The organism is Pseudomonas sp. 05N431, assembly GCF_056397005.1.
On record NZ_JBFTMN010000004.1, the window covers coordinates 111,751 to 126,990 of the forward strand.

General features: G+C 58.0%; 12 protein-coding genes. 4 read left to right on the top strand and 8 right to left on the bottom strand.

What is annotated here, in order from left to right; genetic code table 11:
* Window positions 1-2: 2 nt before the first annotated feature.
* Entirely contained in the window at window positions 3-1,565 is a 1,563-nt protein-coding gene (locus tag AC1DIG_RS08160; protein WP_477766878.1) for an ABC transporter substrate-binding protein, read from the bottom strand.
* A gap of 118 nt (window positions 1,566-1,683) precedes the next feature.
* A complete protein-coding gene (locus AC1DIG_RS08165) occupies window positions 1,684-2,808 on the bottom strand; it encodes a C45 family autoproteolytic acyltransferase/hydolase (protein WP_477766879.1) in 1,125 nt (374 codons plus the stop codon).
* A 417-nt stretch (window positions 2,809-3,225) separates the two neighbouring features.
* Here AC1DIG_RS08165 and AC1DIG_RS08170 point away from each other — a divergent pair, with 417 nt between their 5' ends.
* Window positions 3,226-3,717, top strand: coding sequence for a GNAT family N-acetyltransferase (locus AC1DIG_RS08170; protein WP_477766880.1), 492 nt, complete (start codon window positions 3,226-3,228; stop codon window positions 3,715-3,717).
* A 79-nt stretch (window positions 3,718-3,796) separates the two neighbouring features.
* On the opposite strand, the gene AC1DIG_RS08175 is transcribed toward AC1DIG_RS08170, so the two are convergent.
* Together AC1DIG_RS08175 and AC1DIG_RS08180 are read right to left on the bottom strand one after the other, a co-directional pair.
* Window positions 3,797-5,542, bottom strand: coding sequence for a phosphoethanolamine transferase CptA (locus AC1DIG_RS08175; protein WP_477766881.1), 1,746 nt, complete (start codon window positions 5,540-5,542; stop codon window positions 3,797-3,799).
* 173 nt (window positions 5,543-5,715) lie between these two features.
* The gene (locus AC1DIG_RS08180) at window positions 5,716-5,883 is read right to left on the bottom strand and encodes a DUF6026 family protein (protein ID WP_477766882.1); all 168 of its coding nucleotides are present in this window, start codon (window positions 5,881-5,883) and stop codon (window positions 5,716-5,718) included.
* A 251-nt stretch (window positions 5,884-6,134) separates the two neighbouring features.
* Between AC1DIG_RS08180 and gnd the strand changes: the two genes are divergently transcribed.
* Together gnd and zwf are read left to right on the top strand one after the other, a co-directional pair.
* Window positions 6,135-7,139, top strand: a complete 1,005-nt coding sequence (gnd, locus tag AC1DIG_RS08185; protein ID WP_477767288.1) for a phosphogluconate dehydrogenase (NAD(+)-dependent, decarboxylating) — start codon at window positions 6,135-6,137, stop codon at window positions 7,137-7,139.
* On the top strand, window positions 7,136-8,650 hold the full coding sequence (gene zwf, locus AC1DIG_RS08190; RefSeq protein ID WP_477766883.1) for a glucose-6-phosphate dehydrogenase: 1,515 nt from the start codon (window positions 7,136-7,138) through the stop codon (window positions 8,648-8,650). The genes gnd and zwf overlap by 4 nt, the downstream gene beginning before the upstream one ends.
* A 118-nt stretch (window positions 8,651-8,768) precedes the next feature.
* Here the strand turns inward: zwf and nhaB are convergent, their stop codons facing one another.
* From nhaB to AC1DIG_RS08205, 3 genes are all read right to left on the bottom strand, one after another.
* Complete coding sequence (nhaB, locus tag AC1DIG_RS08195; protein ID WP_477766884.1) at window positions 8,769-10,271, bottom strand: sodium/proton antiporter NhaB; 1,503 nt, start codon at window positions 10,269-10,271, stop codon at window positions 8,769-8,771.
* A gap of 117 nt (window positions 10,272-10,388) precedes the next feature.
* Complete coding sequence (locus AC1DIG_RS08200) at window positions 10,389-11,678, bottom strand: hypothetical protein (protein WP_477766885.1); 1,290 nt, start codon at window positions 11,676-11,678, stop codon at window positions 10,389-10,391.
* Window positions 11,679-11,959: 281 nt separating this feature from the next.
* Window positions 11,960-12,226 carry a hypothetical protein gene (locus AC1DIG_RS08205; RefSeq protein ID WP_216744148.1) on the bottom strand — a complete coding sequence of 89 codons (267 nt, stop codon included), beginning with the start codon at window positions 12,224-12,226 and terminating at the stop codon, window positions 11,960-11,962.
* Between the two features lie 344 nt (window positions 12,227-12,570).
* On the opposite strand from AC1DIG_RS08205, the gene AC1DIG_RS08210 reads away from it, so the two are divergent.
* Window positions 12,571-13,896: a sigma-54 dependent transcriptional regulator gene (locus AC1DIG_RS08210; RefSeq protein ID WP_477766886.1), complete on the top strand. Its 1,326-nt coding sequence runs from the start codon at window positions 12,571-12,573 to the stop codon at window positions 13,894-13,896.
* A 65-nt stretch (window positions 13,897-13,961) separates the two neighbouring features.
* Here AC1DIG_RS08210 and AC1DIG_RS08215 read toward each other — a convergent pair whose 3' ends face one another.
* Window positions 13,962-15,236 (bottom strand): hypothetical protein, encoded by a 1,275-nt coding sequence (locus AC1DIG_RS08215; RefSeq protein ID WP_477766887.1) that lies wholly within the window; start codon window positions 15,234-15,236, stop codon window positions 13,962-13,964.
* Window positions 15,237-15,240: the final 4 nt, after the last annotated feature.

A 15,240-nucleotide genomic window follows, 5' to 3' on the forward strand; every position in this document is an offset into this window, starting at 1 on the left:
TCCTAGTCGGCCAGTTTCACGCCCCACAGGCGCGGTTTGGCGATGGGCCAGGAGCGGTAACCTTCGACCCGATCCTGAAAGGCACCGACGGTGCTGCCGTTGTACATCACCACCATCGGCACATCGGCGAGCATCTGTTGGTGCAACTGATCGAACAGTGCCTGACGTTTGGCCGGGACGATTTCGCGCATGGACTCACGCATCCAGTCCTGCGCCTGGGGGTTGTCCCAGACCTTGCGGGGTTGCTGGTTTTTGTCGCCCATCACCGACTCGAAGTTCAGCGCTGCGTCGAAGCGCGCCGAATAAGGGAACGCCATGATCTGGTACGCACCGCTCTGGTAGCGCTCCAGTTGCGTGCCCCATTCGAGGGTTTCGATATCGATGTTCAACCCGGCTGCCTGGGCCATGGCCTGGCTTAACACCGCCATGTCGAACACACTCTGGTAGCGTTTGTTGGTGATGATTTTCAGCGGCTGGCCGTTGTAACCGGCTTCCTTGAGCAGGCGCTTGGCTTCTTCGATGTTGGCTTTGTAGCCCTGTTTCTGAACGGCTTTGTAGTAGGGGCTGGTGTCTGGCACCACCGAGTTGTTGGCGTGGGAAGTGCCTTCGGTGAGTGCCTGGACCATTTGTTCGCTGTCCAGCGACAGCGCGATGGCACGCCGAATACGCACGTCCTTGAGCAGTGGGTCACGGGTCTGGAACAGCAGGGCGTTGAGCGACATGTTGGAGCTGCTGGAGGTCTTGATGCCTGCCAAGGCGCCGAGTTCGCGGGCATCCATTACGGTGACATCGGGCAGCACGTCGACGCCTTTCGATTGCAGCGCGGCTTTGGCTGAGGCGGCATCAGGGATGACCATGAAGCGCAGGTTATCGATAAACGCCTGCTTGTTGCCGGTATAGCCGTCGGTGACCGTCTCCGGGCGGGCGCTGTAGTCGGTAAAGCGTTGCAGGTCGACGTATTGGCCCGGTTTCCATTCGGCGAGCTTGAATGGCCCGGTACCGATCGGTGCTTGCCACTTGCCGTTCGCATCGACGGAGGCGGGGTGCAGGATGCCGGTGCCGCCGCAATCGGAGCGAGCCATTTGCGCAAGGAACAGGCCATTGGGTTTGTCCAGGGTGAAGACCACGGTCAACGGATCCGGTGCGCTGATGTCGACGATTTTCGCCACGCTTCGGCCACCGAAGTCTGCGAGGCAGCGCCACTGGGTCTGCGGGTCGAGATAACGTTTCCAGGTCCACAGCACGTCGGCGGCGCTGAGTGTGGCGCCGTTATGAAACTTCACCCCGTCACGCAGGGTGAAGCGGTACTCCAGGCCATCGGCCGACACCTCGACCTTGCTGGCCAGCAGCATGCCTACCGAGGCGTCTTCGCGGTACGCCACCAGGCCTTCGACGATGTGCAGAACCACCGCGTCGGTGTTTTCGTCGCGATTGACCCCAGGGTCGGTACTGCGGATGTCCGCGTTGAGGGCTACCCGCAGGGTGCTGGCGGCTTCGGCGTTGAGACTGCCAAGAGCGAGACTGCTGAACCCTAGCGTCAGGGCGATACGAGTGAATGTATGCACGGGAGTGATTCTCCATTGGCGGTTTGCGACGGTGAGAGCCGGCAGGCGTCGCAAACCGTTAGTTGTTTATTGTCATTGTTCTTGTCGTGCCGCCCGGAGGGCGTGGGTGTCGCGTGAGTTACTTCAGGTAGCGGTTGATGTCGCCCTCCATGGCCAGCGAATAGGCGGTGAATTCCCGGTTTACGGCCGGCAGCGGTGCGACTTCCATCAACCCCTTGGCCGGACGCATCACCACCATGGCCACGGTGGCCGACAGGTTGCCGGCCATGTTGGAAAGCGGTGGACGACACACCGCCCACGGCGTGCCGAAGTCATCGAAGAAGGCTTTTTTCAGGTGCTCCGCGGTTAATTGCCCAGGCGTTTCGCTGAGGATTTGTCGCACACGCACGTCGCGATACAGGCTTTCCGGAACGCTGTTCAAGCCGGCTTCACGCAACTTGCCCAGTGCCACCGGGCTCTGCCAATGGTTGGCGTGTACCAGCAACCCCTGTTCGGCCTGAATCGGGAAGACTTCATCCGGGGCGCATTCAAAGTTGATCGCATACCCGCCAGCGTGACTGAGCATCATGTTGTTGGAGGTGGATTTGGCCGTGGTGGCGACCACCTTGATCGACAGCGCGAAATGCGCGGCCTCCAGCGCCTTGCGTCGAATGAACGGCAGTGGCACGCCGACCTGGGTGTAGTCGCGTTCGGACTCCAGGTAGTTGGCGGTGATTGCGGTGCCGATCGAGTTCAAGCCGTTGCGGGCCAGGCCGCCGGCTTCGGTGAAGGTCAGTACATCCGGACCGTCTTCGCGCAGGACTTTCAGCACAATGGCGCTCTCGGCACATTCCGCGCGCCAGTCCCAGTTTTGTCCGTGAATCACTTCGTTGGCGGCCGATGCCGTCGGCAGAATCACCGCCCCGGTGCAGCCGTCAGGATCGGGCAGACGCGCCTTGCGTCGGCCCAGCTGGATGATCTCGGTGCGGGCGTTGATCAGCACGATGGCTTCGAAATCGCAGCCCGCACCCTCTGCGATACCGCGCATTTCCTGAGCGTACTCCGGCTCGAATGCTTCGATGCTGGGCACGAACTCATTGGCAAAGGCGCGGATGTCGGCCCAGGTGTAACCCATCTTCAGCAGTTGGACAGAGTAGATCTCGATGCTTTTGTGAATGCGCTGACTGACCGCTTGACCGTATTGGATGCCGCGCTCAAAGGGGGTGCCGCTGATCTCGACGAGAGGGAAAGGGGAGTGACTCATAGTTGGCAATCTCATGTTTTTTGTTTGTGTTGGGTACAAGAGTTGCCGGATATAAACGCCCTGTCAATGCTTTTGGTTTACCAATAAAACCTTGCTGTAGGAGTCCTACAGAGGGCTCTCAAGTGAGTTATGCACGCAAAGGCCCTGTTTATCGGTGGTGTAGCGATGTTTAGGGTGGGTCGGCTGTTTTGTTGTTTATGTTCTGTGTATTTAGCTTTCGCAAAAATCGGAAAGGTCCTGCTTTTGGTGCGCGTGAGGGACGAAGGACGTTGCTCTGTAGTGCATTGCGAAAAAAACACCGGGTTGTAATGATCTGGCGGTTGTCCGCAGTGTTCCCGGCACGCTAAGGTCGGCTAACCGAGCGCTGACAGACCATGCGCGCAGGGATGCACACTCATTGTTTGATCGAGGATGGAAATGGAATCCGCAGAAATCCTGGTACTCCAGGCCAGCTACACCAACCCGGTACACGCCGAAGCGATCAGTCTGGTTCTGAATCACTACGCTGAAGACCCGATGGGCGGTGGCACGCCGTTATCGGCCGATGTCTTGCAGCAAGTGCCCGGCGAACTGGCCAAGCGACCCCACGCGTTTAGCGTCCTGGCGTTTGTTGGCGGGGAGCCAGCGGGGCTGGTGAACTGTTTCGAAGGTTTTTCGACCTTTGCTTGCCGTCCATTGGTCAATGTCCACGACGTCGCGGTGGTCGGTAAATTTCGCGGCTTGGGCCTGAGCCAGAAAATGCTGCAAAAGGTCGAGGACATTGCCCGTCAGCGCGGCTGCTGCAAAATTACTCTGGAAGTGCTGGAAGGCAACGCGGTTGCGCAGGGCTCTTACAGCAAGTTCGGGTTTTCGGCGGGGATGTTCGATCCCGCTCATGGCCGCATGCTGTTCTGGATCAAGTCGCTTTAAAAAGAAGGGCGCTTCTGATGAGGGGAGTGCACATCAATGCTGTGCAGAAAGCGGGGGCTGGAGCCAGCCCCCGAAGAGATTACGGCCGGGTCGTTGAAGCACTGACGGCGGCAGCCTTGGGTTTCATCAGGCTGAAGTCGATCAGCGCTTTCTGTTCGCGCTCATAAGGGTTGCCGATCAACAGCGGACGCGGTTTGAAACTGTCGCTGACCAGGCTCTTGCTGCGGTCCAGTTCATCGAAACTCAAGCCTGCAAGGTCAGCCCAGGTGTGGATCAGCTGCGAACTGCTGTAAGGCCGTTGCAGGTCCGCGGCAAAGCTCCAGTCGTGGGTTTCTCGCCATTTCGGCGACGCCCAGGCGATAAACGGAATTGTGTACATCGGCGCAGTCGGTTTGGCTTCGTTACGACCCAGCGTGGTGTGCCCTGCAGAGTCGAAAACGTCTTCGCCATGGTCGGAGAGGTACAGCAGGAAGCCGTTTGGATCGGTCTTGGCGTAGTCCTTGATCAGGCTCGAGACCACGAAGTCGTTGTACAACACCGCATTGTCGTAGCTGTTGTAGGTCGGCAACTGGTCATCGCGGATACCGGCCGGCACACCCTGACGATCGTTGAACTTGTCGAACGTCGGCGGGTAACGGTACTGGTAACTCATGTGCGTGCCGAGCAAGTGCACGACGATGAGCTTGCGCGGAGCGTTGTCGGCCAGGGCCTTGGCGAACGGCTCCAGCACATCGCCATCGTACTGGCGGGCGTTCTGGTTGCGGTTGTTGTTCAGGTAGACCTGTTCATCAGCCTGCTCGGAGAATGTCGTGAGCATGGTGTTGCGCTTGGTCATGGTCTGCTGGTTGGTGATCCAGAAAGTCTTGTACCCCGCCTGTTTCATCACACTGACCAGTGACGGCGTCTTCAGGTACAGGTCCGGATTTTCTTCATCGGCAAAGGTCAGAACCTGTTGCAGCGCTTCGATGGTGTAAGGGCGCGGGGTAACGACGTTGTCAAAAACCGCCAGTTGATCCTTGAGCTTGTCGAGTTCCGGCGTGGTGTTACGCGGGTAGCCATACAGGCTCATGCGCTGACGGTTGGTCGACTCGCCAATCACCAGCACCAGGGTCGCGGGCTGGTTTGCCATCGCATCCTTGAAGTTGTGCAGCGGCGGGATCTGACTGGTGTTGTCGAGCATGCCTTGCATGCTGCCGAGCGTTTCACGGTAGCGACGATAGGCAACCATCATCTGCCACGGCACCGCTGGCTCGACCCGCGTTTCGAATTTTTCGAAGCCACTGGCAAAGCTGCCGGTACGGGCGGTCTGCTTGATCAGCGGATAACCAATAATGGCGACCAGAATGGCAGTCGCGGCCAGCAGGGCTTTGCCACGAGACAGGTAAACCGGGCGCAGACGCGTCCACAGCAATACCGCAACGGCGATATGCGCGAGGAAGGCCAGGACCATCCACCAGGCGAAATACTGAGTCATGTATTCGCCAGCTTCCGACACGTTCGATTCGAACATGATGAAGATGACGCTTTGCGAGAATTCCTGCTGATAGATAAAGAAGTAACCCAGGCTCGCCATCGAGCAGGCCCAGAGCACGACACCGATCACTGCCGCCAGCAGGCGCGTACGCGCGGGGAACAGTAGCATCGGTGCCAGCCAGATGGCACTCATGATGAAGGCCTGGCGGAAACCGGCGAAACCCGCGGTGTCGGACAAGAGGATGAGGAGTTGGGTGATGCCGGAGAAATACCAGAAGAACAGAAACAGCCAGCCAAGTCCGGCCCAATCGAAACCATTCGCAGACGTACTGCTGCGTTTAAACATCGTCATTCAGCGCTCCAGCCGATTAATTACTGCGGATACTGGAGCATTTCCAGACACCAACACGTGCACCGCTCACAAAGTGAGCGGCTATAACCGCGGAATTATCATCAGGCAGATGTGAAAAAAATGTGAGCTTCGTTCAGCTAACTGACAGCTTGCGTAGTGGCTGTTGCCTGGTTTCAGCGCGCTACCGGCTGTGCAGGCAGTTGTGCCTGGGCAAGCAACAGGCGCAGTTGCGCGACCTGGTCGAGCAGTTGTTCGCGTTCGGCTTTGAGCTGGCGCAATTCGTCACGACGAATCGTCACGTAGAGGGTCTGTGGAGGGTGTGCGTTTACTACGGTGCCCATTGCTCACCTCGCAAATGGCGTGTCACATCTGTGGTCGGGCTGCTCTGGAGCCTTGCCTGAACCACTGTCGGCGCCGATTCTGGTTTCTTTTTGTTATTTATGGAACTTTTTTATTTTTCGTGGTCCCTGTGTCTTCGCCAACGTTTGGGACGTTATCCCTATAGCTCGGACAAATCGTCCGGAAACTATGTTGCAGCGCTCTGGACTAACCTTAATCAGGCTCATTGCGCTATAACCTTTGGCACACCTTTATTTGTAGTAAGGAGCATCAGCACATGCAACTGGGGATTATCGGACTGGGCCGCATGGGCGGCAACATTGCGCGGCGCCTGATGCTCAATGGGCACACCACTGTGGTCTATGACCGTAACACCGCGTTCGTTGACACCCTGAGTGAAGAGGGCGCCATTGGCGTTGCGGACTTGCCGGCACTGGTCGCGGCACTGGATAAACCCCGAGCGGTCTGGGTCATGCTGCCAGCAGGCGCGCCAACCGAAGAAACCATCGACACCCTGAGCCAGTTGCTGGATGCCGGCGACGTGATCATCGATGGCGGCAACACCTTCTATAAGGACGATATCCGCCGGGCGAAAACCTTGTCGGAAAAGGGCCTGAAGTACATCGATGTCGGCACCTCCGGCGGAGTTTGGGGGCTGGAGCGCGGCTACTGCATGATGATCGGCGGTGACGCTGACGTGGTTGATCGCCTCGATCCGCTGTTCGACGCATTGGCGCCTGGCCTGGGTGATATCCCGCGGACCAAGGATCGGGTTGCCGAGGATGATCGTGCCGAACGTGGCTACATTCATGCTGGCCCTGCAGGTTCCGGGCACTTCGTGAAGATGATTCACAATGGCATCGAATACGGGATGATGCAGGCGTTTGCCGAAGGTTTCGACATTCTCAAGACCAAAGCCTCGGAGAACCTGCCGGAAGATCAGCGTTTTGACCTGAACGTGGCCGATATCGCCGAAGTCTGGCGTCGTGGCAGCGTTGTCTCGTCCTGGTTGCTGGACCTGACGGCCGATGCCTTGGCCAGCGATCCGAAACTCGATGGCTACTCCGGTGCCGTGGCTGACAGCGGCGAAGGTCGCTGGACCATCGAAGCGGCCATGGAGCAATCGGTTCCGGTGCCGGTATTGTCCAACTCGCTGTTTGCCCGTTTCCGTTCGCGCCAGCAAAGCACCTATGGCGACAAGCTGCTGTCGGCCATGCGCTTCGGCTTTGGCGGCCATGTCGAGACGCCGAAAAAATGACTTCGATCCGCAAGAAATCCAAGGCACACCCCGCACCACCCACCACGCTGTTCCTGTTCGGTGCTCACGGCGACCTGGTGAAGCGCTTGCTGATGCCGGCGCTGTACAACCTCAGTCGTGACGGTTTGCTCGGCGATGGATTGCGGATCATCGGTGTCGACCACAATGCGATCAGCGACGCGGACTTCGCCAAAAAGCTTGAAGACTTCATTCGCACCGAGGTGGCCAACAAGGTCGGTCATGACTCTCTGGACCCGGTGCTCTGGGCCAAACTGGCCAAGGGCATCAGCTATGTCCAGGGCGATTTTCTCGACGACAGCACCTATCAGGCGCTCGCCGCAAAAATCGCCGAGAGTGGTACCGGCAACGCGGTGTTCTATCTGGCCACCGCGCCGCGCTTTTTCAGTGAAGTGGTACGCCGCCTGGGCTCGTCCGGGCTGCTGGTGGAGGGCGACGACGCCTTCCGCCGGGTCGTGATCGAAAAACCCTTCGGCTCCGACCTGCACACCGCCGAAGCCTTGAACGCATGCTTGCTCAAGGTCATGACGGAGAAACAGATTTACCGGATCGACCATTACCTGGGCAAGGAGACCGTGCAGAACATTCTGGTCAGCCGGTTCTCCAACAGCCTGTTCGAAGCGTTCTGGAACAACCATTACATCGACCACGTACAAATCACCGCCGCCGAAACCGTTGGCGTCGAAACCCGTGGCAGTTTTTATGAACACACGGGCGCTCTGCGCGATATGGTGCCCAATCACCTGTTCCAGCTGCTGGCGATGGTCGCGATGGAACCGCCGGCGGCCTTCGGTGCCGATGCGGTGCGCGGTGAAAAAGCCAAGGTGGTGGGGGCGATTCGTCCCTGGTCCACCGAAGAGGCGCGGGCCAACTCGGTACGCGGTCAGTATGTTGCCGGTGAAATCGCCGGCAAACCGTTGGCCGGTTACCGCGAAGAACCCAATGTCGCGCCAGACAGCACGACGGAAACCTTCGTCGCGCTCAAGGTGATGATCGACAACTGGCGCTGGGTCGGCGTGCCGTTCTACTTGCGCACCGGCAAGCGCATGAGCGTACGTGACACCGAAATCGCCATCTGCTTCAAGCCTGCGCCCTACGCGCAGTTTCGCGACACTGAAGTCGATGAGTTGCAACCGACTTACCTGAGGATCCAGATTCAGCCCAATGAAGGCATGTGGTTCGACCTGCTGGCCAAGCGTCCCGGGCCGGCACTGAACATGGCTAACATCGAGCTGGGTTTTGCCTACAAGGATTACTTCGAGATGCAGCCGTCCACCGGTTATGAAACCTTGATCTACGACTGCCTGACCGGTGATCAGACGCTGTTTCAGCGCGCTGACAATATCGAAAACGGCTGGCGCGCGGTTCAGCCGTTCCTCGATGCCTGGAAAGAGGACGCCAATGTGCAGACCTACGCTGCGGGCGAAAATGGCCCAACGGCTGCCGATGAGTTACTGACCCGTGATGGTCGCGTCTGGCACAGCCTCGGATAAGCCACACACAAAACCCCTGTGGGAGCGAGCTTGCTCGCGATGACGGTGTGTCAGTCAGCATCTGAGTTGACTGACAGCCCGCTATCGCGAGCAAGCTCGCTCCCACATTAGCCATGAGTTACAACCAGTAGCTCACCGCATACCAGCCCAACACGCCCATCACCACGGTGTACGGCAACGCCATCCAGACCATTCGCCCGTAAGACAGCCGAATCAGCGGGGCAATTGCCGAGGTCAGCAAAAACAGGAACGCTGCCTGACCATTGGGTGTTGCCACGCTGGGCAGGTTGGTGCCGGTATTGATGGCAATCGCCAGCGTTTCGAAATGCTCGCGGCTCATATGGCCGGAGATGAATGCCTGTTTCACCTCTGTGATGTAGATCGTCGCCACGAACACGTTATCGCTGATGGCCGACAACACGCCATTGGCGATAAACAACATGCCCGGTTGCTGATCTGCCGGCAGGGACAGTACCCACTGGATCAGCGGCGTGAACAGTTGCTGATCGTGGATCACTGCCACAACCGCGAAGAACACCACCAGCAAGGCAGTAAACGGCATCGCATCCTTGAAGGCGTTGCCGATCCGGTGCTCTTCGGTAATGCCGGTGAACGCCGTGATCAAGACGATCACCATCAAGCCGATCAGCCCGACCTCGGCAATGTGAAACGCCAACCCGGCAATCAGAATCAGCGCGGCCGCGCCTTGTACCAACAGTGCAGCGCGTTGGCGGGCGGTGCGTTCGGTGTTGTCCTGTGCCGCATAGTCAGCCAGTACCGTGCGAACGTTGTCTGGCAGCAAGGTGCCATAACCGAACCAGCGCAGTTTCTCCAGCAACACACAGGTCACCAGGCCCGCCACCAGCACCGGAAGCGAGACCGGGGCGACCTTCAGGAAGAAGTCTGCAAAGTGCCAGCCCATTTCATGGCCGATCAGCAGGTTCTGCGGCTCGCCCACCAAGGTGCAGACACCACCGAGCGCCGTGCCTACGGCGCCGTGCATCAGCAGACTGCGCAGGAATGAACGGAATTGCTCGAGGTCTTCGTGATGCAGGACGGGCAGGTTGTGGTCACTGCTGAATTCGCTGTCCTGCCGCGGATCGTTGCCCGACGCCACGCGGTGATAGACCGAGTAAAACCCTACGGCCGCACTGATGATCACGGCGGTCACTGTCAACGCATCGAGAAACGCCGACAAGAACGCCGACAGAAAACAGAACATCAGCCCCAGCAATGCCTTGGAGCGAACCCCAAGCAACAGCCGGGAAAACAGGAACAGCAGCAGGTCTTTCATGAAGTAAATACCCGCCACCATGAACATCAGCAACAGGATCACCGGGAAGTTATGCAGCAGCTCGTCATACAGCGCTTCAGGTGTGGTCATGCGCAGCAGCAGCGCTTCGACCATCAACAAGCCACCCGGCATCAGCGGGTAGCACTTGAGTGCCATGGCCAGGGTGAAAATGAACTCTGCCACCAGCAACCAGCCCGCGGCCACCGGACCTGCGGTCCACAGCACCAGCGGGTTGAGAATCAGGAAGGCGAGAATGCTCGCCTTGTACCAGCGCGGTGAATGCCCAAGGAAATTGTGCGCAAACGCCTGGGCCATTGAACCGGACATCAGTTGCTCCTTCTATCAAGAAGCGCGCAACTTGCCGTAACAGTCCCGGAAGATCAAGCTCTTGAGTTTCATTATCAATCGGTGATGGCGCACCTGCATCGTAACAACGGCAAAGCACTACCCCAGATAGCGCGCCAATACCGCCCGGTAGTGGCCATCCAGCGAGTAGCCGCTCACCACAATTCGCGCATCAGCCTGCACGGCCAGCGCGGTTGCCGTGTCCAGGCTGCGCCCCAGACGAGTACGAACATAGCCTTGGCCATTGGCGAAGTGGCGATCCAGGCGTCCGTCCGGGAGGTGCCGTGCCAAAAGAAAATCCGCTGCAATGCCGCCAACGGTTGCACCGACGCTCAGCACCCGGCCATCGGCGAGAACCTGGGCCGCTGTCCATTGGCAGCCGCTGCTACCTATTTCGGTGAGCCGCGCGTGACCTCCGTTGCAATGAGTGTCCGGCCGACCATTTTTGCGCACGATCAGCGACAGGCATTGCATCGGGTCGCGACTACTACCGAAACACTGCAGGCGCCCATCCGTTTGCTCGATCACCTGACTCACCAGGGCGCCGTGGCCCTGAATCTTGAAGCTTAAAAAACCGTCTTCAGCAAAGTCTTCGTCCAGCCGGCCGGTGTTGTCGAAGCGTGCCAGCAAACCTTCCTGCGGCAGATTGATGGAGCCTGCGACCACAATCTGACCATCTGCCTGCACCAGGAGACTGCTCAGCCAGGTATTCATCAGCAAGTGCCTGACCATGACAAATCCATGGCCGTTGAATGTCTCGTCCAGCGTTCCGTCCGGATTGAGCTGTATCAGGATGCCGACGTGATCCGCGAATTCGTAGTGATGGTTGGCCAGCAGCAGGATTCGGCCATCGGCCAGCACCTGGAAGTCGCAGGCTTCGGCGCCCGGGACGCCTGGCGGTAACCAGTCGTCACGCAGGCCTCGGGACAGATCTCCGGGCAAACGCACGATCTGCACCCCCTGGTTGCCGAATTGCAGGACCGGGCGTCCATCTGAGTCAAACATCGCCAGTGCAGGGAGCGTACGGTGGGGGTTTTCGTAATGTAGACCGGATAACAGAATTCGTCCGTCGGAGAGTTCCTTGACCTTGCCTCCTGTGGCTTCGAAGCCGCTTTCGAACTGTCCGGTAATGCTGCCGTCAGTGCCGAAGCTCCGATCCGCTGAGCCATTCTCAAGTAATCGGGCCAACCCATAACGGCAACCGTCGCAGGTTTCGACCTTGGCCGCGACCAGCAGGCGGTTCATCGAATCGACCGCGACATCGTTGGCCATGCTCGAAAGGCTGCCCGCGAACTGCAGCCAGGCCTTGCCGGATGATGCAAAACTTGAGTCGAGTTGGCCCGCTGTACCGAGAGGGGCCGTGAAGGCAAAAGCGTTATGGATGGGCATGTCGCATCTCCTTGCGAGTCGACCGGATCCAGAACCGTGGAGGAAGACTTTGAAAGAGATATTCAATCCCTGATTGATGCAATGTACAACGGGCAGGAATAACAGACGGAGCGTCGTTCTGTGCCAGAACGATGTCTTTGCGAACCGGCGAAAAGTTGGTCTGGCGAATACGACCGTCTATCGCAATAAGGCATCAACCGAGAGGGCCGAAGAAGAGCGGATATCTTGAGATGTATCGATAAAAAAGTGCGGATCACGCTGCAGTGATCCGCACTTTTCGTTTACTGCGGCATTGTCCAGGATTGCAACTGATAGCCTTCTTCGCTCAATTCGGCGCGAACCTGTTCCAGCAAGGATTCAAGTTGGGCCGGGTCGGTGTAGGCGCTGCTCGGGATCTGTTTGCGGCCGATAGGGGTGCTGGTGCGGTCGATGACGGTCAGGCTGAGTTCGCCAGTACCGTCCTGTGGAGCCCAGGCCACGCATTGGAAGGGGGTAAATGCGCGGTCGGCAATCAAAAGAGCTTCGTTGATACGGAGCGGGGCGTTCATGGGGTCTTCTCTCGTCTGTGCCCAATCAAGTGATGTGCCGTCGGTTGGGCTTACCGTTCGGCTGGTTACTTGTACTGATGCGCGCAATGGGGGGGCGGGTCACACACAATCAAAAGAAATTTCAACTTTCTTTTATAAAGGCAGCGACAAGGGACGCATTGAAAGCTGGATGAAAGGTTCAAGCGTGTCGGGGAGCTAATAAGGGCATGGTTTATAACGTAAACATCGTTGACCTTATTATTAAACGATACAAGGCCGCGTCAAGATCTTGCTAACGTTACATTCAAGGACGCCAAACGACTGTTTCTAATAAATTTTCCAATTTTTGGCGCCAAGGAACAGTCATGATCGAAACGCCCGCATTGCGACGTTTGCTAGTGGTTGATCCGTGTGACGACTGCCATCGCTTATTACCCGGCCTACGCACGATAGGCTGGGATGTCGACAGTTGTACCCTGGAGAACGCTTCCCATCGCTCCTGTGATGTCGGCCTGCTGCGCCTTCAACCTGTTCATTTTGAGCGTCCTGAAGCCGTCAAGGAGCTGATCAGCCGCAGCGGTACTGAATGGATCGCTGTTCTCAACCAGGACGTCCTGCGGTTGCAGAATGCCGGCGATTTTGTCTGCGAATGGTTTTTCGATTTCCATACCTTGCCGTTTGACGTCTCCAGGGTTCAAGTGACCCTTGGGCGGGCATTCGGCATGGCGCGTTTGCGCGGTCAGGGCACGATTCATATCCACCAGCCTGAACATGAACTGCTCGGCGACAGCCGGCCGATCCGTGAATTGCGCAAATTGCTGAGCAAATTGGCGCCTACCGAGTCGCCGGTGTTGATCCGAGGGGAAAGTGGCACCGGTAAAGAGCTGGTCGCCAGAACCTTGCACCGCCAGTCACAACGCCACAGCAAACCGTTTATCGCGATCAATTGCGGTGCAATTCCCGAACATTTGATTCAGTCCGAGCTGTTTGGTCACGAAAAAGGCGCTTTTACCGGTGCACACCAACGTAAAGTCGGACGGATTGAAGCGGCCAATGGTGGCACCCTGTTTCTGGATGAAATAGGTGATCTGCCCCTTGAACTGCAAGCTAATCTGTTGCGTTTCCTGCAGGAGAAACACATCGAACGGGTGGGCGGCAGTCAGCCGATTCCGGTGGATGTCCGGGTCTTGGCAGCTACTCACGTGGATCTGGAATCCGCGATCGAGGCCAAACGCTTTCGCGAGGATTTGTACTACCGGCTCAACGTCCTGCAGGTGGTCACCGCACCGTTACGCGAGCGTCACGGTGACCTGGCGTTGCTGGCCAACCATTTTTCCCACTTCTACAGCCAGGAAACCGGACGCCGGCCGCGCAGTTTCAGCGAAGACGCGCTGATTGCCATGGGCAAGCACGACTGGCCGGGCAATGTCCGTGAGCTGGCAAACCGGGTGCGTCGAGGGTTGGTGCTGGCCGAAGGCCGGCAGATCGAGGCGCGGGACCTGGGGTTGATTGGCCAACAGACGATTACCGCGCCGATGGGCACCCTCGAAGACTACAAGACCCGCGCCGAACGCCAGGCGTTGTGCGACGTATTGAGCCGTCACAGTGACAACCTCAGCGTAGCCGCTCGAGTACTGGGCGTTTCACGGCCGACTTTTTACCGATTGCTGCATAAGCACCAGATCCGCTAGGGCGCGGAGAAACGAAAGGGCCCGCTGCGATTTACGTCGCAGCGGGCCTTTTCCTTGTGTGGCGTTTAGAAGTAGTACGGGAATTTCAGGCTGAAGGAGAAGGCCGGTGCGTCCTGGGTCAAGCCGATGGAGAGGTTGGGGACTATCGTCAGTTTGTCGGTTGCCGCCATGGTCAGGCCGATGTTGAAGTTGGCAGCGTTGTAGTCGCTGTCCGGGATTGATTGCCAGTCCTGGCCGCTTGGTTTGACTTTGCTTTTGCGGGCGAATTGGTCGGAAAACGAAAACGACATACTCATCTTCTCGTTCAAGGCAAACGCAATGCCGGCGCCGATCTGCCAGGAATCGCCCAGTTTCACGTCTCCCGGGACCGTGGAATCTACAGTGGGGCTGATATCGCTGAAGGAATGCTGCATGTTGTAGGTATAGGACAGGCTGCCGAAGAGCACAGCAGGGTCGAAGGTCTTGACCAGTGAGATACCCGGGGTAATCGACCAGACACCGTTGCCGGTAGGGAGTGACTGAGGTACCGACAAATTGTCGTTGCCCGGGTCCTTGATCAACTTGATTCCGTACGGATTTTTGCCGGTCGGCGCCTTGATTCGCAGAGTGGCGACCGCGTCGGGCAGGTTTTCCGATTCATCCAGGAACTTGTAGGCAACACCAAAGTTGACATCGCCTATGGTCGGATCGCGCTTGACGGTGGCGTCGGATGAGACCGGGGCTGCGCCTCCTGCACCACCAGAAGAGTATGTCGATTCTCGATAGACGACCGGGACGTTGATGTCGAACTGCCAGCGTTGCGCCACGTTGTAGCGGCCTGTCAGGTCCAGGGTCCAGTTGTCGGCCTTTATGCGGTCAATGTTGATGTTGCCAAGAAAAATCGAGTCAAGAGCCAGAAAGCCATTGAGCACCAATGCACGGGTGTCATAGTGGGTATAAGTCATGCCCGTTTCGAAACTGAACTTGCCACCACCGAAGAAGCCGCTGGCTTCGTCATACAGGTTGGACACGCTTTGCGCCGGTCCCGAGTCGTCCTTGAGCGACTGCCCATACGAAGTGGTCCCTGGGGCACCCGTGGCCACGGTCTTGGCGCCTGTGGTCTTCTCGGCAGGGGAGCGGGTCAGGCGCTTGGGAGCAGGTGTTGCTGGTGTTTCTTCGACTTGTTTAACGCGCTGCTCAAGTACCATCAGCGCGTTTTGTTGTGCTTCGTAACGCTGTTTCAGCTCCATGAGTTCTTGTTTTAAGGCTTCTACCTGGGGGTCCGGTGCTGCTTGCAGCAAAGTGGCCGGGACCAGGGTACTCAAACAAACGACAGCTCTGAACGTCAAAGATCTGTGCATGGGT